The sequence below is a fragment of the Streptomyces sp. NPDC098789 genome (assembly GCF_044759975.1).
GTDB lineage: Bacteria > Actinomycetota > Actinomycetes > Streptomycetales > Streptomycetaceae > Streptomyces.
This window is the reverse complement of record NZ_JBIWAJ010000026.1, coordinates 108473-129338: the sequence shown is the minus strand read 5'-3', so window position 1 is coordinate 129338 and position 20866 is coordinate 108473. Positions and strand designations below refer to the sequence as shown.

Here is a 20866-nt window from a genome sequence, read left to right as displayed (position 1 = left end):
CCCCGCTGGAGTCCCCCGCGACCACCACCGCGGCGGGGTCGCAGCCGAGCTCGCCGGCCCGGGCACGGGCCCACAGCAGCACGGTCAGGGCGTCGCCTCGCCACCCCGCGCGCTGGCGGTGTCCGCACCGGGTCCTTGGGGGATGCCGGTGACGGCCGTGGCGTTCGTCGTGCGTAGCGCGCCGTCCGGTGGGGTGTACCGGTGACGCGTTCGTGCGTTCTGCGTTGGTGCGGTCGTTCGGTGGCGCGTCGGACCCGTGACGCGTTGGGACCGTGGTGCGTGGCGCGGTGGATCAGTGCGCGGCGGCCCGGGCCATCGCGCCCGTGCGGCGCGGTTGCAGCGGAACGCTGGTCGCTGTCGCGCGGGCGGTCGGCTGCGAAGCCGGTGCCGGAGCACGGTCACGGCGCGGCTGTGCGGCCACACCGTTCTGAACGTCCATCACGGCGTGCGCCACGAGGCCGCCCATGGGGTCGTGTCGAATCAGGTCCCGCAGGCGGGACCTGGACGAACGCCCCTCATTGCCGGGGTAGAGGTGCTTGCCGAGTCCGACCGCGTGGGCCAGCGCGGCGAGCGCCGCGGTCCGCGGGTCCGGCGGTACACCGGTGCGGATCGCACTGTCCAGCCGGGCACGGATCTCCCGGCTGATTGCCGTGTCGGTCGCTTGGTAGCGAGTCGTCGGCAGAACTCCGCACATCTGGCCCGCGACGGCATGCACCATGCCGCAACGCTCCAGGTGAGCGAGGTAAACCTGGCGGAGCCCCAGTCGGGGTCCGCCGATCCAGTGGACCGCCCGAACCGGACTGCCGCGACGGCGCAGCAGTTCCAGTGCGGAGTCCAGGGTCGGATCTCCTGTCGGCCGTGGCATCACCACGGCGATACGATCCCCGTCTGGGGCTATCCGTCCTGCCAGAGCCAGCTCCACTAGCTGTGCCCCGGCCAGGCCGAGGTCGAGCGACTGCGGCTGCGCCGTGGTGCCCGTTGCCGGGTCCAAGGCGAGCAGTAGAAGCTCCTCCGGAATTGTTCTGCGGCTCCTGCCCATCCATGCCTCCCCGCGTGGATGAGTGACAGGGTGACCCCTCTCACATTCATCTGTCGAGAGTGCCTGGTCGCTTTGTGGGGGAACCGGCAAGTATGTCGTACTCGTCTAGCACGGGGGCGATGCCCCCTAGACGGGACACTGTTAGACGGTTCGGACAGCGGTCCGGGTAGCGGCCGGACGTCGATCGAGGAGGAACTGGTGGCGGGCGAGTCCCCCGACAAGTCGGTAAAGCAAGGCGCGGGGGCGGCGGAATCCGACCCTCGCCTGTCGGTGTTCCGCCCCCGGGATCCGGAGGCCGCTCCCGAAGGGAAGGACGATCCCCTGCGCGCCGCGGTTGCGGCGTGGGTGGGGAAGTCCGACGAGCCGGACGCGGAGGGCGACGCGGACGCGGGCGAGCCGGAAGCGGTCGAGGCCGACGCGCCCGAGGCCGCCCCTACGGACTCCCCTTCGGCCCGCGCCGCGGACCCGGAACCGGAAGCCGACCAGGATTCCGCTTCGGCGTCGGCGGATGCGGCTGACGAGGCTGACGAGGTTCCGGCCGAGTCGGAGCCGACCCCGGCCAAGGCTGCTGATCGGGATGCTCCCGAGGATTCCGCTTCCTCGGACGAAGCTGCTGACCCCGAGCGCACCTCGGTGTTCCGGCTGCCCGCCAAGGATTCCGAGAAGGCCGCTGCGCCGGCTCCCGCGGAGAAGGCGCCGCCGGTGTTCGAGGCCTTCCGCCGCAACCCCGGCGTCGCTGGAAGTTCCCCGAAGAAGGATTCCGCTTCCCGCCTCGACCCCCGCCTCCCGGCACCTTCCGCCGCCCCCGACGCCGCGAAGCCGGATGCCGCCGAGCCGGTCGAGAAGCCGGCCGCGAAGGCTCCGGCCGCCGCCGCCAGCGAGCGCACTGCGGTCTTCCGCGCGGTCCGCCCGGACGCCAAGCCGGACGCCGAGCCGGAAGCCAAGCCGGACGCCAAGCCCGAGGCGAAGCCCGCCGCGAAGCCGGATGCCGCCGAGCCGGTCGAGAAGCCGGCCGCCAAGGCTCCGGCCGCCGCCGACACCGAGCGCACGGCCGTCTTCCGCGCTGTCCGCCCGGACGCCGAGCCCGAGACGAAGCCGGAAGCCAAGCCGGAAGCGAAGTCCGACGCGAAGGCTCCGGCCGCCGCAGACGGCGAGCGCACGGCGGTCTTCCGCGCTGTCCGCCCGGACGCCGAGCCCGACGCGAAGCCGGAAGCCAAGCCGGAAGCGAAGTCCGGCGCGAAGGCTCCGGCCGCCGCGGACAGCGAGCGCACGGCCGTCTTCCGTGCCGTCCGCCCCGACGCCGCCCCCGCGGACGCAAAGGGCCCGGCCAAGCCTGAAACCAAGCCCGAGCCCAAGCCCGAGGCGCCGAGCGACAACGAGCGCACGGCCGTCTTCCGCGCCGTCCGTCCGGACGCGGCCCCGGCCGACGCCACGGGCCGGACCACCGGCACCGGCCCGTCGACCACCAAGCCCAGCGGCAGCGACAAGGGCAGCGACAAGGGCAGCGACAAGCCCGGCGAGCGGGCCAGCACCTTCGTACCGCTGCGCGGCGAGGGCGCACCCAAGGCGGGTCCCAAGGCGGGTCCCAAGGCGGGTCCCAAGGCGGGTCCCAAGGCGGAGCCCAAGGCACCGGCCAAGGCGACCCCGACCCCGCCCCCGGCGCCGAAGCCGCCCGCAGGGCCCGTGGCCGCCAAGCCGCCCGTCACCCACACCGGCTCCGAGCGGACGACGCAGCAGCCGCTCCCGCCCCGGCCCCCGCTCGACCTGCTCGCCGAGCTGACCAACAACCCGCCCCCGCCGCCCAGCCCGATGCGCACCACCGTGCGCCGGGTCAAGATCTACGCCCCGCTGCTCGTCCTGCTGGTGGTCATCCTCGGCATCGTCCAGTTGGTGCGGCCGCTGCCCGCCCCGACGCTGAAGATGACGGCGAAGACCTCGTACGCCTTCGAGGGCGGCAAGCCCGACCTGCCCTGGCCCACCGAGGGCCAGGCGTACATGGCGGCCGCGGGCCTCGGCACGCTCGGCTCGTCCGGCGAGATGAAGCCCGTACCGATCGCGAGCGTCACCAAGTCGATGACGGCGTACATCATCATGCGCGACCACCCCTTCAAGAAGGGGGAAAAGGGTCAGATGATCGACATCGACAAGACGGCCGAGACCGAGGGCAAGAAGAACAACTCCACGGACAACGAGTCGACCCTCGACACGGTCCAGGAGGGTCAGAAGATCACGGAGTACGACGCGATCGCGGCCCTGATGATCCCCTCGGCCAACAACATCGCGCGGCTCCTGGCCCGCTGGGACGCGGGCAGTCAGGAGGCGTTCGTCGCGAAGATGAACGCCACAGCCAAGGAACTCGGCATGACCAACACGACGTACACGGACCCCTCGGGTCTGGACGCGACCACGGTCAGCACCGCCGAGGACCAGGTGAAGCTGGGTCTCAAGCTCGTCGAGATGGACGCGCTGCTCGACATCACGAGGAAGCCGAGCTGGGTCGACCCCTCCGGCAAGACGTGGCCCAACTGGAACCGACTGGTCCCGTACAACGACTCGCTCGGCATCAAGACCGGTACGACGACCAAGGCGGGCGGAAACCTCCTCTTCGCCGCGCAGAAGAAGGTCGGCAACACCAACCAGCTGATCGTCGGGGCCGTCCTCGGCCAGCACAAGCCGCCGATCATCGACACGGTGGTCGACGCCAGTCGGAAGCTGCTGCTCGCCACCCAGAAGTCGCTCCAGGGCGCGACGGTCGTGAAGAAGGGCGATGTCGTCGGGTACGTCGACGACGGGCTCGGCGGTCGCACGCCGGTCGTCGCGACCGCGGACGTCCAGGCCGTCGGGTGGTCGGGACTCACGGTCACCGTCAAGCTGGGTGACGGCGGTACGAAGCTGCCGGAGACGGCGAAGGCGGGCGCCCAGGTGGGCGTGCTGACCGTCGGCGAGGGTGCCAGCCAGGTCAAGGTGCCGGTGGCGCTCCAGCGCGAGCTGGCCGCGCCGGGCATCGGCAGCAAGCTGACGCGCGTCGGCTGACAGCAGGCGCGGGACGGGCTCACGGCGCTCCGGGCAACCCCGGGGCGCCGGGTCGCGTCTTGGCACCGGGACGGATGTTGGGGAGTACGGCAGTGACCACCGCTGAGCAGGGCCGTGAGCCGGCGCGTACGCAGACGCAGGACGGCGGCCGCCACCGGGACGACGGTGGCGCCGATGCCGGCATCGGCGCCGGCGAAGGCATCGGAGACGGCAATGGCACCGGCGACGGCGCCGCGGGCGACCCCGGGGAGCCCGGGATACCGGGCGGCCCGGGTCCGGAGCGGGGTCCGGAGCGGGACCCGGGCCGGGATCCGGGCAGTCCCGGGCTCCGGCGCCGGCTGGGGATCCGGTGCCGCGCCGCGGTCGACTTCGGTCACCGGCACCCGATCGGCGTGACGACCGCCCTCGCGGCCCTCGTCCACGTCGCCTGGTTCTTCAGCTTCGCGAACAGCGGCGGCGACCTCGCCGCCCAGGACGCCTGGGCCGAGTTCGTCGGCCGCCACCCGGACTCCGCGTACAACCTCGCCTGGTACGGCGGCATGCACCCGGTGTCCTACAGCGTCGTCTCGCCGTACCTCATGCACGTCCTCGGCGTCCGCACCACGATGATGATCGCCGGGACCGTCTCCGCGGGCCTCCTGGCGCTGATCCTGACCCGCTGCCGGGGCGCCGTGCGGCATCCGCTCTGGCCCGCACTCGCCGGGTTGTTCGGGCTGTTCTGCAACGCGGTCTCCGGCCGGGTGACCTTCGGGCTCGGGGTCCTCTTCGCGCTCGGCGCGGTCGCCGCCGTCTTCTGCTGGCCCCGCAAATGGGCCGAGCGGCGCTGGGCCAAGGCGTCCGTCGCCGCGGTGCTGGCGGCCCTCGCGACCGCGTCCAGCCCGGTGGCCGGGCTCTTCCTCGGGGTGATCGCGGCCGCCCTGTTCCTGAGCCGGCGGCGCCCGGGCGCGTACGCCATCGGGCTGCCCCCGGTGGCCGTCGTCGGGCTCTCCGCGTGGCTGTTCCCCTTCTCGGGGACGCAGCCGATGGGGTTCGGATCGGCCTGGCTGCCGTTCCTGTTCGGGGTGCTGGCGGCGGTCCTCGTACCGAAGGGGTGGACGACGGTCCGGATCGCCGCGTCCGTCTACGCCTTCGGGGTCTTCCTCACCTGGGCCATCGATTCCCAGATCGGCTCGAACGTCACCCGCCTCGCCATGCTCTTCGCCGGCGCCGTCCTGGTCGCGGCCCTCCCGCACGCGCTCCGGCGCTCGCGCCGCTGGTGGGCGCTGGTGTTGGCCGTCGTCGGGGTGAGCGTCTGGATCGGCACGAACAGCGTGATGGACATCGTCCGCACCACCCCCGTGGCCTCCTGGAACCGCGAGCTGGCCCCGCTGATCGACCAGCTGCAGAAGGCGGGCGCGGACCGCGGCCGGGTCGAGGTGGTCCCGGTCAGCAGCCACCGCGAGTCCTCGGCGATCCCCTCGTACGTGAACCTCGCCCGCGGCTGGAACCGGCAGGCCGACCTGGAGCGCAACCCGGTCTTCTACGACGACACGCTCACCGCCGACACGTACCGGACCTGGCTGGAGCGCTGGGCCGTGCACTACGTGGTGCTGCCCGCCGACAAACCCGACAACGGCGGCGAGGCCGAGGCGAAGCTGGTGCGCGCGGGCCTGCCGTACCTCCAGCAGGTGTGGGGCGACGCGAACTGGCAGCTCTTCAAGGTCGACAGCCCGACCGCGCTGGTCTCGGGCCCGGCGACCGTGGTCCGCGCGGGCGCGGACCAGCTCGTCGTCGACGTGCGCCAGCCCGGCCGGGTGCTGGTACGGATCCCCCACTCGCCCTGGCTGGGCCTGGTCGACGCCGCGGGCAAGCCGGTCGAGCCGCCGCAGGAGACCGATGCCTCGAAGGCGCGGGCCGCGGCCACCGCCAAGGGCGCGGTGAAGCCGCCGAAGGAGTACGCGAACACCTCCGGCTGCCTCTTCAAGGCGGAGCCGGACGATTCGGGCGACGTGTGGACCGAGCTGCTGGTCCCGGCGCCGGGGGAGTACCGGGTGGCGGCGAAGTACCAGCTGCCGCGCGGCACGCCCTGCCCGGAGGACCTGGTCCGCACGGTCGTGGGGACGCCCGAGCTGCCGTAGCCGCGCTGTCGGGGGGCGCGGTCCGCCCAGGTGCGTTCATCCTCATATCTGCATACGATCCCCATAGGCCCGATATAGGTCCGATGAGCCGGTTGGTCGATGGAATGCCCCCCGAGGGAGTTGACGGCGGGATGAGCGAAGAGCAGAAGCAGGATTTCCGTGCGGCGGTCGCCAAGGCGCTGGAGATGGACCAGGCGCCGAAGGGGCCGGGGCACGGCTACGAAGGTGAACTGCGGAGCAAGGTGAAGGGCGGAGCGCACACGAAGGCGGCCCTGAAGAGGTCGGGAACCCCGCAGGGCGACCGCATCGGAGAGCGCAGCAGGGGCCTCAGCTGACGGAGGGACCGCGGTCGCGCTCGGACGTCCTCCCGGCCCCCGGTCGGGAGGACTTTCTCGTCCCTCTCTCGTCCTTTTCTCGTCCCGTCTCGTCCTTAAGGCCTAGGCGGGAGCGCGTTCAGGAGTCCTCGGGTATGACTCTCCGCGGCCCTTAACGCCTTCGCCTTCACGCATCCGGCGAACTGTTACCTCGCCGAGGGATCACCAGAACATGACCCTCGTAACGTCTCTCGTGTCGCCAGGAAATCCGGCACACCGGACAACCGCTCGAAGGGGTGGTCGGCCCGGACCCGGACCGAGACCACGGGCGACGCCGACGAGGGGAACCACTCATGCGCGCCACCTTCCGTACCGCCGCCGTCGCCGCCGGTGCCCTGACCGCCCTGGCCCTCCCGGTGGGCGCCGCCGTCGCCGCCGAGGCCCCGACGCAGAGCGGGCCCGCCGCCCCGGCCCCGCAGCCCACGGCCACGACGACGGTCACGCCGAAGGCGCCGAAGGGTCCGGTACGGGCCGGCGCCGAAGGCGTGGCGAGCAGCAGCACCACGCTGATCGCCAGCAGCGCGGGCATGGCCGCCGTCGGCGCCGCGGGCCTCGGCTTCGCGATGCTGCGCCGCGGCCGCTCCAGCCGCTGACCCCGCCCCGCACCGCCCCGTACCGCCCCGTCCTTGTCCCTGCCCGGAGTACTGCGATGACCCACACGAGCACCCACACGAGCACCCGCACCCGCACCCGCCGGATCGTCCTCACCACCGCCGTGGCGTTCGCCGCCACGGGGGCGCTGGCGGCCTGCGGGGCCGGGCCCGGCAGCGGGCCGGCCCCGGATCCGAAGGTCGGCAGCACGGCGGCCGCCGCCGAGCCCGTGTCGAACGCGACGCACGCACTGCCGAGGTCCCGGCCCACCGGGATGAAGATCGACGCGGCCGGGGTGGACGCGAAGAAGATGGTGGACCTCTCCGTGGACGCGGCGGGCGAGCTGGGCGTGCCCGACGCCGGGACCGAGGCCGACGCGCCCGGGTGGTGGGCGGCCGGGGCGGCCCCGGGCGAGCAGGGCGTCGCCGTGCTCGTCGCGCACTTCGACACGAAGTACGGCCCGGCGCTGATGAAGGACGTCAAGAAGATCAAGCTCGGCGACCTGGTCGAGGTGCCGCGCGCGGACGGGAGGACCGCCAAGTTCAAGATCCGCGAGATCGAGGACGTCAACAAGAAGGACTTCCCGACGGACAAGGTCTACGGCGACACGACCCGCCCCGAGCTGCGCCTGCTGACCTGCGGCGGCGAGATCAAGGACGGCCACCGCACCAACAACGTCATCTTCTACGGCGACCTCGTGGCGTGAGCACGACCCCCGGGGACCCGCCCGCCCCGAACCCCCGCCGCACCCCGCGCCCCCGGCGCGCGGCCGCCGCGCTCGCCCTCCTCGCCCTGCCCGTCACGGCCCTGGCCCCGGCCCTGGCGGGCTGCGGCGCGGAGCAGGACGTGGTGGGCGAGCGCGGGCGACCTGCGGCGCGCGCGCAGGGCCCGTACCGGCTGTGGCCCGAGCGCCCGCCCGCCGAGCCGGACGCGGGCGCGGGGGACGCGGGGGACCGCCCGGTCGGCGTCGCCGTGCCCGGCTTCGCGGACGGCGACGGGGGCATGCACGCGGTGGACCCGATGGAGCTGGTCACGGCCGACCTGCTGTCCGAACCGGGCCACCGCGGGGACCCGCGGGAACGCGACCGGCTCGTCGAGGAGCTGGGCGGCTGCGAGCAGCCGGGGGCTGCCGGGTGCCCGCTGCATTCGGCGCACTACCGTGATCTGACGGGGAACGGCGAGGACGAGCTGATCCTCGGCCTCGGGGTGTCACCGGACGTCCTGAACATCCGCATCTACGCCTGCCGGGACGGCCGGGTCCTGAGGATCATGAACACCTACGAGCGGGCCGTCAGCATCGAGCTGGCCGAGCGGGACGTGATCGTCCGCACCCACGAGGGCGCGCCGGGCACCGAGAAGCGCGAGGTGTGGAGCTGGTGCCCGAGCCGTCAGGCCCTGCTGCCGCGCCTGACGGAGATCATCCGCCCGGACCGGGAGTCCCGCTGATGAGGCGCCGGATCCGGCTCCCGGCCTGGACGGCGACGCTGACCTGGAAGGCAGCGGTCTTCATCACCCTGATGTGCTGCGGCCTCGCCGCCCTCCTCGGCGGGCTCGTCCACAGCGCCATGACCAACCAGACCATCGGCGCCGCCCGCGAGAAGGCCCTGGACCGCCTCGACCGGATCACGCAGGCGTACGAGGCCGGCACGCGCACCCCGCGCGGCGAGGGCGTCGACCCCAAGGCCCTGCCCGCGGAGCTGCGCGCGTACGCGTCGACCGGGCGGCGCGGCACCCGCGTCGGCGAACTGCGCAACAAGCGGGTCATGTGGGCGGCCGGACCCGCCGACCGGGACGGCGTGATCGCCGCCGCCGTCGACTACAGCGCCAGTGAACAGACCATCGCCGACCTGGACCGGGCCATTCTCGGCTCGTCGGTCCTCGCCATCGGCGGCACCCTCCTCATCGGCGCCGTCGGCGTCACCCGCATCACCCGCCGGCTCCACCAGACCGCCCAGGTCGCCCGGCGGATCAGCGCGGGCGACCTGGACGCGCGGGTCGACGACGCGGCGCGGGCCCGGGACGAGGTGGCCGCCGTGTCCGACGCCCTGGACATCATGGCGGCGTCCCTCCAGCGCAAGCTCGAAGCGGAACGCCGCTTCACCGCCGACGTCGCCCACGAACTGCGCACCCCGCTGACCGGTCTCAACGCCGCCGCCGAACTCCTCCCGCCGGGCCGTCCCGCCGAACTCGTGCGGGACCGGGTGCAGGCCATGCGCGCCCTGACCGAGGACCTGCTGGAGATATCGCGGTTGGACACCCGCAGCGAACGCCCCGAGCTGGACTCCTACGACCTGGCCGAGCTGGCGGCCCGTACGATCCGGGCCTCGGGCACGGACACCCGGCTGACCGTGCTGTCCTCCCGCGTGGTGGAGACGGACCACCGCCGGGTGGAACGCATCCTGGGCAACCTGATCGCCAACGCCCACAAGCACGGGGCGGCCCCGGTCACGGTCACGGTGGACGCCGCCACGGTGACGGTGACGGACGCGGGACCGGGCTTCCCGGACTACCTGCTGACGAGCGGACCGCAGCGGTTCCGCACGGAGGGCATGAACAAGGGCCACGGCCTGGGCCTGACCATCGCCGCGGGCCAGGCCCGCGCCCTATCCGCCGCCCTGACCTTCACGAACCGCCCCGAAGGCGGCGCCGAAGCCACCTTCACCCTGACCCCGCCCCCACCGTCCCCACCACCCCCGCACCCCTGAGCCCCGGACACGAGGAAGACCCCCCGACCGCGAACGGTCGGGGGGTCTTCGTCGTACGTGTCTCACGTGCCCTCGGCAGGATTCGAACCTGCGACACCGGCTTTAGGAGAGCCGTGCTCTATCCCCTGAGCTACGAAGGCGGGCCCGTCGGCGACAGCCTAGCGGATCGTGCTGGGCGTGGTCGCACGGATTGCCGCCGCGACGGGGCTGCGCCGAGGGGCCCCGGTGCGTTCCGATCAAGCCGACAGGAGGCGGGCGCGCAGGGCCGCGGTGGTGGCCGCGGTGATCCCGACGCGGTCGGTCAAGTAGGCGTCGACCGAGCCGTGACGGGCGCTCAGGTCGGCCAGCACCAGCTCCATGACCTCGGCGGGGGCGCGCCCGTAGGAGGGCCAGTTCAGGGTGCGGTCGGGGTGGGCGGCGCGCCAGTCGTCGGCGAGGCGGGCGGTCGCGAGCTCGGTGAGGGCGAAGTCGGCGAGCACCTGCTCCTCGGGGACGCCGAGGTGGGTGAGGACGAGGGCCGCGATGAGCCCGGTGCGGTCCTTGCCGGAGGTGCAGTGGAAGACGGTGGGGCCGGGATCGGCGGCGATCAGTTCGATGGCCTGGCGGATCTCGTCGACGCCGTCCTCGGCGACCTCCGCGAAGCGGTCGGCGAGGTAGCGCCAGGGGTCGACCTCGGGGTCGATCTCGGCCTGGTCGTAGGGGCGGTGCTCGATGCTGAAGTTGGCGTAGGCGAAACGATCGGCCTCGGGCACGCGGCCCTTGGCGTCGATCTCCCACGGGTAGCGCAGGTCGATGACGGTCCGGATGCCGAGTCCGAGGAACCGCTCCCAGTCGTCCCCGGCGAGCTTGCCGAGCGAGTCCGCGCGGTAGAGCCGCCCCCAGCCGAGGGTGCTCCCGTCGGCGGTGCGGTAGCCGCCCAGATCGCGGAAGTTGTGCAGCCGGTCGAACCCGATGTGCCGTTCCATGCCCGTGTCCCCCGTGCGTAGACGTGCTGATCAACTGCGCAGGCTACCCAGTTGGTCGACGGCGCGCGGTCATGGGCCCCCGCGGGTGGCTGGCCGGAAGTGGCGAAGTCGTGGGGGAAGGCGGACATCCGCTCGCGCAATCGCGGGAGTTGTCGGAAGGTGGGGGGCGACCTGGCCCTTCCCGCCGCCGCGGGCCGCCGACCGCGGACGGCAGAGCGGAGACCGAGCATGCTGGACATCGCCGACGAGCTGCACCGGTGGGTCGGGCAGGGGCGTGATTTCGCCGTCGCCACGGTCGTGGCGGTCGGCGGGAGCGCGCCGCGGCAGCCCGGAGCGGCCCTCGCCGTCGACAGCGGGGGCACGGTGATCGGTTCGGTCTCCGGCGGGTGCGTGGAGGGTGCGGTGTACGAGCTGTGCCAGCAGGCGCTCGAAGACGGCGAAACCGTCCAGGAGCGCTTCGGGTACAGCGACGACGATGCCTTCGCCATCGGTCTGACCTGCGGCGGGACCATCGACGTCCTGGTCACCCCGGTCCTCGTGGGCGGTAGGTCGCGCGCGGTGTTCGAGGCCGCGCTCGCCGTGGCCGCGCGGGGTGGGGCGGCGGCCGTCGCGCGGGTCGCCGAGGGGCCCGCCGAGCTGCTGGGCCGCCCGTTGCTCGTGCACGCGGACGGTACGTACGAGGGGACGCTCGGCGGACATCCGGGGCTGGACGCGACCGCGGCGGCCGAGGCCCGGGCGATGCTCGACGGGGGTCGGACGGGTGCCGTGGAGATCGGCGCGGAGGGGGCCCGCTGCGGGCGGCCGGTGCGGCTGCTGGTCGAGTCGAGCGTGCCGCCGCCGCGGATGATCGTCTTCGGTGCCATCGACTTCGCCTCCGCGCTGGTACGGGTGGGCAAGTTCCTCGGGTACGAGGTGACGGTGTGCGACGCGCGGCCGGTGTTCGCGACGAAGAATCGTTTCCCCGATGCGGACGAGATCGTGGTCGACTGGCCGCACCGGTACTTGGCGGCCACCCCGGTGGATGCCCGTACGGTCCTGTGCGTGCTGACGCACGACGCCAAGTTCGACGTGCCGCTGCTCGAACTGGCCCTGAAGCTCCCGGTGGCCTACGTCGGCGCGATGGGATCGCGGCGCACGCACGAGGACCGCAACGCGCGGCTGCGCGAGGTCGGCGTCACCGAGCTGGAGCTGGCGCGGCTGCGCTCGCCCATCGGCCTCGACCTGGGCGCCCGTTCCCCGGAGGAGACGGCCCTGTCCATCGCCGCCGAGATCGTCGCCAGCCGGCGCGGCGGCAGCGGGCGTTCGCTCACGGGCGCGCACACCCCGATCCACCACGACGCCACCGCCGCCGCGACCACCCCGGTGGCCCGGATCGCCTGAAGGGGGGCCGGGGGAGCGGGCCACCCGGCCCCCACGGACTACCCGGCCCCCGGGGGCGGGAAGACGATCAGTGGCTTGATGATCCCGTCCGCGCGCCCGGCGAGCAGTTCGTAGGCCCGCTCGACCCGGTCGAAGTCGAAGGCGTGCGTGGTCATCGCGGTCGGTCTGATCTGCCCGCTCTCGATGAGCCGCAGGATCCGACCGGTACGGGCGCCCTCGGGTCCGGTGTCCGCCGCGCAGCCGGCGTGCACGATCCGGCCGCCCCGGGACACGATCCGACGGGCCGTGTCCGCCGCGTCGGGGCGGACGTCCGCCCCGACCGCCTCGATCGCGACGTCCACGCCCGTCCCACCGGTCAGTTCCATGATCCGCTCGACCGTGTCCTCGTACGCGGGGTCCACGACCACGTCCGCGCCGAAGTGCAGGGCCAGCTTCTGCCGCCGGATCCGGGACTCCACCGCGATGATCGGGCCCGCACCGCCCAGCCGTGCGGCGATGGTGGTGCTGAGCCCCACCGCGCCCTGGCCGAGCACCGCCACCGGGTGGCCCGGGCGCAGCTCCGCGCGCTCGGCGGCCGCGAAGCCGCCGGAGAGGGGGCCCGTCGCGTAGAGGGCCTGGTGGTCGCTGACCGCGTCCGGGACCGGGGTGAGGGTCTCGCGGGCCGGTGTGGTCTGCGGGGCAGGAGCGGTGCGTGGGGCCTGAGTGGTGTCCGGGGTGCCGGGGGCGTTCAGGGCGTCGTGGGCGTCGTGGCCGTCCGGGTGGCCCGCTGGGCACGGGACCAGGACGTATTCGGCGAGGCTGCCGTCGCTCACGGAATGCGGGCCGCCGCCGCCGACGGCGACGCGCTGGCCGACGTACAGCCCGGTGACCTCGGACCCGAGGGCGTGCACGACGCCGACGGCCTCGTGGCCGAGGGTCGTGTCGGGTCCGGCGGGCAGGCCGCGGCGTGCGCCGCGCACGTCCGAGGCGCACAGGAGGGCCGCCGTGATCCGCACGACCACCTCGTGGGGCCCCGGCTCCGGAACGCTCTTGGCGATGACCGCGACCTCGCCCGTCCGGCGCAGCACGAAGGCCTTCATCCCGGCCCCCTCCTCCCACTCGTTCGCTTCTCGTTCTGCTCGCGCGTCCTCCTCCCGCACTTCCACTGTCGCCGCGCGCCGGCGACCGGAGAGGGGGCCGGAGGTCGGGAGGGGCCGGGTCGAGGGGCCGGACCGTGTTCCGCGGGGAGCGGCCCGGCCGGGACCCGGTCGGGACCTCTTCCCGACCGGGCCGCGCCCCGGCCATCCGTCAGACACCCCCTAAGGGCGGGTGACGCGGACCTGGTACTTGCCGGTGCGCAGCTCACCGACCACCGAGATGCTGATGCCCGCCGCCGAGTCGGTGAAGGTCTCGCCCGGCTTGTAGGGCGCGTCCGAGAGTTCGCCGTGCACGTTGGCCCGCCGGGTGCAGCCGCCGCTGGTGGCCGCGCTGTCGGCGACGGTGACCGGGCCGCGGCCCGTGTCCACCTCGGAGTCCACCTTGTAGATGAGGACCCCGGGCTTGCAGACGGCCTCGTCGTTCCCGGCCTGGGTGCGGACCTCGACGGCGTAGCCGGCGCTCTCCGAGGTCGGTACGAAGGCCAGCTTCACCCCGCCCTCGGTGCCGAGCGGGGACAGGATGTGGTCGCTGGTGCCGGACTTGGCGGCGCAGCTGATCTGGTTCGCGTCCAGCCAGCCGAGCTTCCACTTGTGCCAGCCCAGCAGGTCGTTGTTGGACCCCCAGTCCTCGCTCATGATGTCCCAGTGGCCGACGCTGCCCCCGCCGTCCTGGGTGTAGAGGTCGGGGAGCCCGAAGACGTGGCCGTTCTCGTGCGGGAGCACCCGGTAGCCCGTCTCGCGGTACGAGCCGGAGCCGTCGTCCTGGCGGCTGTAGACGAAGGACGTGTTCGCGAGCGGCACGCCGTCGGCGATCGGGGCCTCCCCGTTGCCGGAGAAGGTCACCGAGAGCACGGTGTCGAGGGCGGACGGTCCGGCGTTCGGCGTGACCAGGATGTTGATCAGGTCGTACCGGCTGAAGTCCACCTGGGCGTCCGCGGCCCGGGCTATGTGCTCGACGAGCTGGCGGTAGCCGGGCTCGTAGGCGGATCCGCGCTCGATGCCGTACGAGGCGAACGGCATCGGCATCCGCAGCCAGGTCCGTATCGGGGCCTCGGGCTTGTAGCTGAGGCGCCCGTACGAGCTGGTGCGGAACCAGTCGGAGGTCTGCGGGAAGAACTCGGACAGCCGGTCGAGGGCCGAGCCCTCGCCCTTGGCGTCCGGGAAGTCGATCATCAGGTTCAGCGCGCGGACCTCGCCGGTCGAGCGGGAGTACCCGGGTGCGGTCGGCAGCCCCTCGGACATCTGCACGCCCATGGCGCCGGAGATCCGGCAGGGCGCGAGCGCCGATTCGTTCGTCGCGGCCGCGGGGCCGGCAGCCGTGTGCGTCCGGCTCGATATACCGACGCCCGCGGTCGCCGTGATGCCGATGGCGAGCGCGGTGAGGCCGACGTAGGCACTGGCGCGGCGGGGTGTGCGTATCCGGTGGCGGATCTGCGGCATGGAGAGCGCCTTCGGGTCCGCGGCAGCCGGCCGGGTCCGGTCTGCGCTCTGTGCGCCCACCCTCTGACGGGTACGGCGCGCCCGCGCGTCGGGAGCGGCCATCCGGGCGGGGCGGGGTCGAAGGGGATGTGACCCAGGTCACATGATGGCGCGAAATAACCGGGGACCGAATCCCCGTTTGCATGTGAGTCGACGTAAGCGGGGACTGGCTCCCCGGTTACCGAGGAGCCCGAGAACCGCAAGAACCAGGAACCAGGAAGCAGGGAGGCCAGGAGTGAAGCGTTCGTCGAGCACCCCGCCCGCGGAGCTCGCGGCCCCGGCCGCCGCGCCGCGCCTTTCGGAGGCCGCCGCCGCACCCGCTCCGTGCGCCGCACCCACCCCGTGCGCCGCGTCGGCCACCGGTGAGCGGGTGCCGCGCCCGCGGGCGGATGCCGTGCGCAACCGCGAGCGGATCCTGCTGGCGGCCCGCGAGATGTTCGTCGAGTTCGGTGCGCACGCGCCGCTGGACGAGATCGCGCGGCGCGCCGGCATCGGCAACGCCACCCTCTACCGGCACTTCCCCGAGCGGGCGGACCTCGTCCACCGGGTCGTCCTCTTCGTCATGGACCGGGTCGCCGCCCACGCCGAGGACGCCTTGGCCGCGACGCTGGCTCCCGCGACGGCGGATCCCGCGACAGGCGCCCCCGCGACAGGCGCCCCCGTGTCAGGGGCTCCCGCGACGGCGGCTCCGGTGGACGCCTTCGAGGCCCTCTGCCGCTTCACGCACGCGGCCGCCGACGAGCGGATCGGCGCCCTGTGCCCCATGCTCGCGGGGGACTTCGACCGCGAGAACCCCGAACTCCTCGCCGCGCGCGACGCGTTGGCCGAGGCCGTGGAGAACCTGCTGGTGGCGGGCCAGCGCGCCGCCCTGGTGCGCACCGACATCGCCGCCGGCGACCTGATGGTCGCGCTGTCGCAGCTCAGCCGCCCGCTGCCGGGCATCGCCTGCCTCGACGCGGACCAGTTCGCGCACCGCCATCTCCAGCTCTTCCTGGACGGGTTGCGGGCTCCGGGCCACTCCGTGCTGCCCGGCTCCGCGGCCACGCTCGAAGACCTCAGGCAGAAAACCATGTGACGCCCGGGGTCGCTCCCACTAGCGTCGAACACTGCCCGGAACGCAGTCATTCGCCTGGTTGGCGCACTTCGCCTCATTCACCTCAGCTGATTCACCTTTACGTCATTCCGCACCGTGAGATAGGTACCCCCATGTCAAAAACAGCCGCGAGCCTGCCTCAGGCTGACCCCAGTCGCTGGCGGGCGCTGGTCTTCATAGCCCTGGCGCAGCTGATGGTCGTCCTCGACGCGACCATCGTGAACATCGCCCTGCCGTCCGCCCAGCTGGACCTCGGGATCTCCGACGGCAACCGCCAGTGGGTCATCACGGCCTACGCCCTCGCCTTCGGTGGACTGCTGCTCTTCGGCGGCCGGATCGCCGACCTGTGGGGTCGCAAGAACGCCTTCATCGTCGGCCTCATCGGCTTCGCCCTGGCCTCCGCGCTGGGCGGCGCCGCGAGCGGCGAGGCGATGATGCTCGGCGCCCGCGCCCTGCAGGGTGCCTTCGGCGCGCTGCTCGCGCCCGCCGCCCTCTCCCTCCTCGCGGTGATGTTCACCGACGCCAAGGAGCGGGCGAAGGCCTTCGGCATCTACGGTGCGATCGCGGGCGGCGGCGGCGCCGTCGGCCTGATCCTCGGCGGGTTCCTCACCGAGTACCTGAACTGGCGCTGGACCTTCTTCGTCAACATCCCGTTCGCGATCATCGCGGCCGTCGGTGCCTGGATGGTCATCCGGGAGCCCGCGGGCACCCGCAACCGCTCCGCGCTCGACATCCCGGGCGTGGTCCTGTCCACCGTCGGTCTCGTCTCCCTCGTCTACGGGTTCACCCGCGCCGAGTCGAACGGCTGGACCGACCCGCTCACCCTGGGCCTCTTCATCGGCTCGGTCGTCCTGCTGGGCGCCTTCGTCCTGATCGAGTCCAAGGTGAAGTCCCCGCTGCTGCCGCTGCGCGTCCTGATGGACCGCAACCGCGGCGGCGTGTACCTCTCGCTGGGCCTGGCCGTCATCGCGATGTTCGGCCTGTTCCTCTTCCTGACGTACTACCTCCAGGTCGTGAAGGGCTTCTCGCCGGTCAAGACCGGCTTCGCCTTCCTGCCGATGATCGTGGGCATGATCACGGGCTCCACCCAGATCGGTGCCCGTCTGATGACCCGCGTCCCGCCGCGGCTGCTCATGGGCCCCGGCTTCCTGGTCGCGGCCTCCGGCATGCTGCTGCTGACCCAGCTCGAAGTGGACTCGTCCTACCCCGCGCTCATCCTCCCGGCGCAGCTGCTGCTGGGCCTGGGCATGGGCTCCGCGTTCATGCCGGCGATGTCGCTGGCGACGTACCGGGTGAACCCGGCCGACGCCGGCGTGGCCTCCGCGATGGTCAACACCTCGCAGCAGGTCGGCGGCGCGATCGGTACCGCACTGCTGAACACGATCGCCGCCTCCGCCACCACGGCGTACCTCACCGCGCACGCCGCCGAGGCGGCCGGTGGCGGCGCCGCCGCGAAGCTGGTGCAGGCCCGCGCGATGGTCGAGGGCTACTCCTCGGCGATCTGGTGGGCGGTCGGCATCCTGGCCGCCAGCTCGCTGATCGCGCTGACCCTGATCAACACGGGCCGTCCCGACACCGGGGCCACGGCCACCGGTGAGGGCGCGGACGCGGAAGCGGAGAACCGGATCCCGGTCATCGCGCACTGACGCCCGCGCGCCCGGGCGCGCACCGCGGGGCGACCGCGGAACGACTGCGGAATGACGACGACCCCACCCCGTTCGCACGCGAACGGGGTGGGGTCGCTCCGTTTCCAGCGGACCGCAGCGGACCCCAGTGGACTCCAGCGGACAATCCGGTCATCTGCGCAGGCAACCAGAACCCGGTACGGGCCGTCTTCAAGGGTGGAAGTGCAGCCGGGGGCGGCGCTGACCGAGCCCTTCGAGCGGCCTCGGTTCCGGGCCTGACCTGCGCCTCCGCAGGATCTGGCGACTCCAGGGCCGCGTCGTGGCGGGGCAGGATACTGCAAGATCTCGAAAAAGGGATGCGGCGCGGGAATTCTGTCCCGATTCCAGTCGTTGTTTCCTTCGGATGCGGGCACTCGGGAGAGTGTTCCGAGGGCCGCAGCCAGCCGTACCGCTACATCGCTACACCAGCAGCAGCCGCACAGCGACCGAACTCATTGCTAGGGAGCACGCATGGCAACCCGCGCCGTCGCCCGTCGTCAGTCCTCCAGCCGCAGCACCGCGCGCGCCGTGGTCAGGGAGATCGCCGATCGCGACCTGGTCGGCATGTACCTGGACGAGATCGCGCGCACCCCGTTGCTCGACGCGGCGAAGGAAGTCGAGCTCTCCCAGATCATCGAGGCGGGCGTGTACGCCCAGCAGATCCTCGACGGCCGGATAGAGCGCGAGGGGAAGGCGCTCCCCACGACGGAGGAGCTGGAAGTGCTCGCCGCCGATGGCGAGCGCGCCAAGGAAGTCTTCATCCGCTCCAACCTGCGCCTCGTGGTCGCCGTGGCCCGCCGCTATCCGCGCAGCGGCCTGCCCCTGCTCGACCTGATCCAGGAGGGCAACGCGGGCCTGGTGCGCGCGGTGGAGAAGTTCGACTACGCCAAGGGCTTCAAGTTCTCCACGTACGCCACGTGGTGGATCCGCCAGGCGGTCACCCGCTCCATCGCCGACCAGTCCCGCACGATCCGCCTCCCCGTCCACCTGGTGGAAGAGCTGGGCCGCATCCGCCGGGTGCAGCGCGAGTTCAACCGGGAGAACGGCCGGGACCCGGAGCACGCGGAGATCGCCGCCGAGCTGGAGACCACCGAGAAGCGCGTCGGTGACGTCCTGGACTGGGCGCGCGACCCGGTCAGCCTGAACATGTCGGTCGACGACGAGGGCGACACGCAGTTCGGTGACCTCCTGGAGGACACCTCCGCCGTCTCGCCGGAGCAGTCGGTCATGTCGCTGCTGCGGAGCGAGGAGCTGGAGGACCTGATCGCCAAGCTCGACCAGCGCACCGCCTCGATCATCAAGATGCGGTACGGGATCGAGGACGGGCGGGAGCGGACGCTGACCGAGGTCGGCAAGCAGCACGGGCTGACGCGCGAGCGGATCCGGCAGATCGAGAAGCACGCGCTGCTGGAGCTGAAGCGGATGGCCCGCGACACGGGCTTCGACGCGGTCGCGTAACCCCCCCCATACGGCCCCGGTACCTATCCCCCCCCAGGTACCGGGGCTTCCCCGCACCCCGACCGCACCACCGGCTGCGCGTGCACCTCGGCCATTGCCCTCAATCGCCGGGCGGGCTGGGTTTGCCTCCGGTGGGCCGGTTGCCCCTGTGCGGGCTGGGTGCGCCTCGGTCATGCCCTCGATCGCCGGGCGGGCCGGGTCGACCTGGGCCGGGTGCGCGCCTGCGGGTGGGGTGTGCCTCGGCCATTGCCCTCAATCGCCGGGCGGGCTGGGATGACCTGGGCCGGGTGCGCGCCTGCGGGTGGGGTGTGCCTCGGCCATTGCCCTCAAACGCCGGGCGGGCTGGGATGACCTCGGCCGTGTGTGCCCCTGCGGGCCGCCGGGCAGGCTGGCTGGGCCTGGGGTGCGTCCGTGCGGGTCGCGTCTGCCTCCGGCGGGCCCTCAAACGCCGGGCGGGCTGACTCTGTGCCTCCGGTGGGCCGCGGGGGATTCGTGGTGGATGTACACCTGCGGGGAGGTCGGGTGGGTGTGCCCTTGTGGGGCTTTCGGGTCACTGATCGGTCGGCTGGACCGGCCAAATCCAGCCTGCCCGGCGTTTGAGGGCCCGCCGGAGGCAGCGCCAGCCGGCGCGCCACCCGCACCCGGCCCACACCCCCGCTGGCAAGCGCCCCGCACCGCGTCCCCCCACCCCGCCGGGACGGCACCCGCCCCCCTGGGTGGGCACCCGCCCCCGCCGGGACGGCACCCGCTCCCGCCAGGACGGCACCCGCCCCCGCCAGGACGGCACCCCCCGCCAGGACGGCCCCCGCCCCGCCCCGCCCCGCCAGGCCCCCCGGGGGAGGCGCCAGGTTCCGCCCCGTTAAGGGGACGCGGCCGTAAGCCGGGTGCCGAGGGTCAGGGCGGTGGCCGCCAGGGACGCCGGGGACAGGACCGTGAACGGCAGCCCCGTCAGGGCGAGCCGCGCCGCGAGCCACTCCGGAGCGTCGCCGCAGGCGAACCGCACCCGGCACCCCCCGGCAGGATCCGGCTCCGCGACCCCCACCCACCCCGGCACCGCCTCCGGCGCCGTCGCGAAGTGGAGCTCCACCTCGTACGTCTCCCCGGGCCCGTGCCGCAGCCCCCGCTCCACGAAGGCCACGGCGTCCATCGGCAGCTCCCGCGGCACGAACCTGGCCCCCGTCGGGAAGGGTTCGCTCACCCGGTCCACCCGGAAGGTCCGCCAGTCGTCCCGGTCCAGGTCGAAGGCGACCAGGTACCACCGCCACCCGGTGCTCACCAGCCGGTTCGGCTCCACCAGCCGCCGCGTCCCGGCGCCGTCCGCCGCCCGGTAGGCGAACCGCAGCCGTTCCCGCCCGGCCGTCGCCGAGGCGATCGTCGTCAGCGTCCGCGGGTCGATGCTGGCCCCGTCCCCCCGGGTCAGCGCGACCGTCGCCGACTGCAGGGAGCTGACCCGGTGCCGCAGCCGCGAGGGCAGCACCTGCTCCAGCTTGGCCAGCGCCCGCACGGACGCCTCCTCGACGCCCTCGATCGCGTGCCCGGCCCCGGCCCGCAGCCCCACCGCGATGGCCACCGCCTCCTCGTCGTCCAGTACCAGCGGCGGCATCGCCGCCCCCGCCACCAGCCGGTACCCGCCTTCCGCGCCCAGCGTGGCCTCCACCGGGTATCCCAGGTCCCGCAAGCGGTCGATGTCGCGGCGGATGGTTCTGGAGCTGACCCCGAGCCGGTCCGCCAGCTCGCTCCCGGGCCATTCGCGGGGTGTCTGGAGCAGGGACAGCAGGGTCAGCAGCCGTGCCGGGGTGTCGGTCATGCAATCCAGATTGCCAGGGAAATAG

17 protein-coding genes and 1 tRNA gene are annotated in these 20866 nt (G+C 73.1%); 12 read left to right on the top strand and 6 right to left on the bottom strand.

What is annotated here, in order from left to right; translation table 11 throughout:
- A partial coding sequence (locus ACIQWR_RS36715) for a hypothetical protein (RefSeq protein WP_404018922.1) occupies positions 1-205 on the top strand: 205 nt, incomplete at its 5' end.
- 87 nt (positions 206-292) lie between these two features.
- Here ACIQWR_RS36715 and ACIQWR_RS36710 read toward each other — a convergent pair.
- Positions 293-1039, bottom strand: coding sequence for a GPP34 family phosphoprotein (locus tag ACIQWR_RS36710; protein ID WP_404018919.1), 747 nt, complete (start codon positions 1037-1039; stop codon positions 293-295).
- 345 nt (positions 1040-1384) lie between these two features.
- On the opposite strand from ACIQWR_RS36710, the gene ACIQWR_RS36705 reads away from it, so the two are divergent.
- From ACIQWR_RS36705 to ACIQWR_RS36675, 7 genes are all read left to right on the top strand, one after another.
- Entirely contained in the window at positions 1385-4072 is a 2688-nt protein-coding gene (locus ACIQWR_RS36705; RefSeq protein WP_404018916.1) for a hypothetical protein, read from the top strand.
- A 74-nt stretch (positions 4073-4146) separates the two neighbouring features.
- Complete coding sequence (locus tag ACIQWR_RS36700) at positions 4147-6189, top strand: MFS transporter (protein WP_404018913.1); 2043 nt, start codon at positions 4147-4149, stop codon at positions 6187-6189.
- A 131-nt stretch (positions 6190-6320) separates the two neighbouring features.
- Complete coding sequence (locus ACIQWR_RS36695) at positions 6321-6524, top strand: hypothetical protein (protein ID WP_404018911.1); 204 nt, start codon at positions 6321-6323, stop codon at positions 6522-6524.
- Between the two features lie 332 nt (positions 6525-6856).
- A complete protein-coding gene (locus ACIQWR_RS36690) occupies positions 6857-7156 on the top strand; it encodes a hypothetical protein (RefSeq protein WP_404018908.1) in 300 nt (99 codons plus the stop codon).
- A gap of 56 nt (positions 7157-7212) precedes the next feature.
- Positions 7213-7860 (top strand): sortase domain-bontaining protein, encoded by a 648-nt coding sequence (locus ACIQWR_RS36685; protein WP_404018905.1) that lies wholly within the window; start codon positions 7213-7215, stop codon positions 7858-7860.
- Positions 7857-8600, top strand: coding sequence for a hypothetical protein (locus ACIQWR_RS36680; protein WP_404018903.1), 744 nt, complete (start codon positions 7857-7859; stop codon positions 8598-8600). Before ACIQWR_RS36685 ends, ACIQWR_RS36680 begins: the two co-directional genes overlap by 4 nt.
- Complete coding sequence (locus ACIQWR_RS36675) at positions 8600-9859, top strand: ATP-binding protein (protein ID WP_404018900.1); 1260 nt, start codon at positions 8600-8602, stop codon at positions 9857-9859. The genes ACIQWR_RS36680 and ACIQWR_RS36675 overlap by 1 nt, the downstream gene beginning before the upstream one ends.
- 67 nt (positions 9860-9926) lie before the next feature.
- On the opposite strand, the gene ACIQWR_RS36670 is transcribed toward ACIQWR_RS36675, so the two are convergent.
- Both ACIQWR_RS36670 and ACIQWR_RS36665 read right to left on the bottom strand, forming a co-directional pair.
- Positions 9927-9999, bottom strand: a tRNA-Arg gene (locus ACIQWR_RS36670).
- Between the two features lie 96 nt (positions 10000-10095).
- On the bottom strand, positions 10096-10824 hold the full coding sequence (locus ACIQWR_RS36665) for a tyrosine-protein phosphatase (protein WP_404018898.1): 729 nt from the start codon (positions 10822-10824) through the stop codon (positions 10096-10098).
- Positions 10825-11052: 228 nt separating this feature from the next.
- On the opposite strand from ACIQWR_RS36665, the gene ACIQWR_RS36660 reads away from it, so the two are divergent.
- Positions 11053-12204, top strand: coding sequence for an XdhC family protein (locus ACIQWR_RS36660; protein ID WP_404018895.1), 1152 nt, complete (start codon positions 11053-11055; stop codon positions 12202-12204).
- Between the two features lie 38 nt (positions 12205-12242).
- Here the strand turns inward: ACIQWR_RS36660 and ACIQWR_RS36655 are convergent, their stop codons facing one another.
- Both ACIQWR_RS36655 and ACIQWR_RS36650 read right to left on the bottom strand, forming a co-directional pair.
- Positions 12243-13283: a zinc-binding dehydrogenase gene (locus ACIQWR_RS36655; RefSeq protein ID WP_404018892.1), complete on the bottom strand. Its 1041-nt coding sequence runs from the start codon at positions 13281-13283 to the stop codon at positions 12243-12245.
- A 219-nt stretch (positions 13284-13502) separates the two neighbouring features.
- The gene (locus ACIQWR_RS36650; protein WP_404018889.1) at positions 13503-14780 is read right to left on the bottom strand and encodes a M6 family metalloprotease domain-containing protein; all 1278 of its coding nucleotides are present in this window, start codon (positions 14778-14780) and stop codon (positions 13503-13505) included.
- A gap of 409 nt (positions 14781-15189) precedes the next feature.
- On the opposite strand from ACIQWR_RS36650, the gene ACIQWR_RS36645 reads away from it, so the two are divergent.
- From ACIQWR_RS36645 to ACIQWR_RS36635, 3 genes are all read left to right on the top strand, one after another.
- Complete coding sequence (locus ACIQWR_RS36645; RefSeq protein WP_404018960.1) at positions 15190-15894, top strand: TetR/AcrR family transcriptional regulator; 705 nt, start codon at positions 15190-15192, stop codon at positions 15892-15894.
- Between the two features lie 131 nt (positions 15895-16025).
- A complete protein-coding gene (locus ACIQWR_RS36640; protein ID WP_399264151.1) occupies positions 16026-17558 on the top strand; it encodes an MFS transporter in 1533 nt (510 codons plus the stop codon).
- A 489-nt stretch (positions 17559-18047) separates the two neighbouring features.
- Positions 18048-19034 (top strand): RNA polymerase sigma factor RpoD/SigA, encoded by a 987-nt coding sequence (locus tag ACIQWR_RS36635; protein WP_404018886.1) that lies wholly within the window; start codon positions 18048-18050, stop codon positions 19032-19034.
- Positions 19035-19893: 859 nt separating this feature from the next.
- Here the strand turns inward: ACIQWR_RS36635 and ACIQWR_RS36630 are convergent.
- Positions 19894-20841, bottom strand: a complete 948-nt coding sequence (locus ACIQWR_RS36630) for a helix-turn-helix transcriptional regulator (protein ID WP_404018884.1) — start codon at positions 20839-20841, stop codon at positions 19894-19896.
- Positions 20842-20866 lie beyond the last annotated feature (25 nt).

Coding starts and splice junctions, on each gene's coding strand:
- ACIQWR_RS36710 (WP_404018919.1), bottom strand. CDS start 1,039: ATGGGCAGGAGCCGCAGAACAATTCCGGAGGAGCTTCTACTGCTCGCC.
- ACIQWR_RS36700 (WP_404018913.1), top strand. CDS start 4,147: ATGTTGGGGAGTACGGCAGTGACCACCGCTGAGCAGGGCCGTGAGCCG.
- ACIQWR_RS36695 (WP_404018911.1), top strand. CDS start 6,321: ATGAGCGAAGAGCAGAAGCAGGATTTCCGTGCGGCGGTCGCCAAGGCG.
- ACIQWR_RS36690 (WP_404018908.1), top strand. CDS start 6,857: ATGCGCGCCACCTTCCGTACCGCCGCCGTCGCCGCCGGTGCCCTGACC.
- ACIQWR_RS36685 (WP_404018905.1), top strand. CDS start 7,213: ATGACCCACACGAGCACCCACACGAGCACCCGCACCCGCACCCGCCGG.
- ACIQWR_RS36675 (WP_404018900.1), top strand. CDS start 8,600: ATGAGGCGCCGGATCCGGCTCCCGGCCTGGACGGCGACGCTGACCTGG.
- ACIQWR_RS36665 (WP_404018898.1), bottom strand. CDS start 10,824: ATGGAACGGCACATCGGGTTCGACCGGCTGCACAACTTCCGCGATCTG.
- ACIQWR_RS36660 (WP_404018895.1), top strand. CDS start 11,053: ATGCTGGACATCGCCGACGAGCTGCACCGGTGGGTCGGGCAGGGGCGT.
- ACIQWR_RS36655 (WP_404018892.1), bottom strand. CDS start 13,283: ATGAAGGCCTTCGTGCTGCGCCGGACGGGCGAGGTCGCGGTCATCGCC.
- ACIQWR_RS36650 (WP_404018889.1), bottom strand. CDS start 14,780: ATGCCGCAGATCCGCCACCGGATACGCACACCCCGCCGCGCCAGTGCC.
- ACIQWR_RS36640 (WP_399264151.1), top strand. CDS start 16,026: ATGTCAAAAACAGCCGCGAGCCTGCCTCAGGCTGACCCCAGTCGCTGG.
- ACIQWR_RS36635 (WP_404018886.1), top strand. CDS start 18,048: ATGGCAACCCGCGCCGTCGCCCGTCGTCAGTCCTCCAGCCGCAGCACC.
- ACIQWR_RS36630 (WP_404018884.1), bottom strand. CDS start 20,841: ATGACCGACACCCCGGCACGGCTGCTGACCCTGCTGTCCCTGCTCCAG.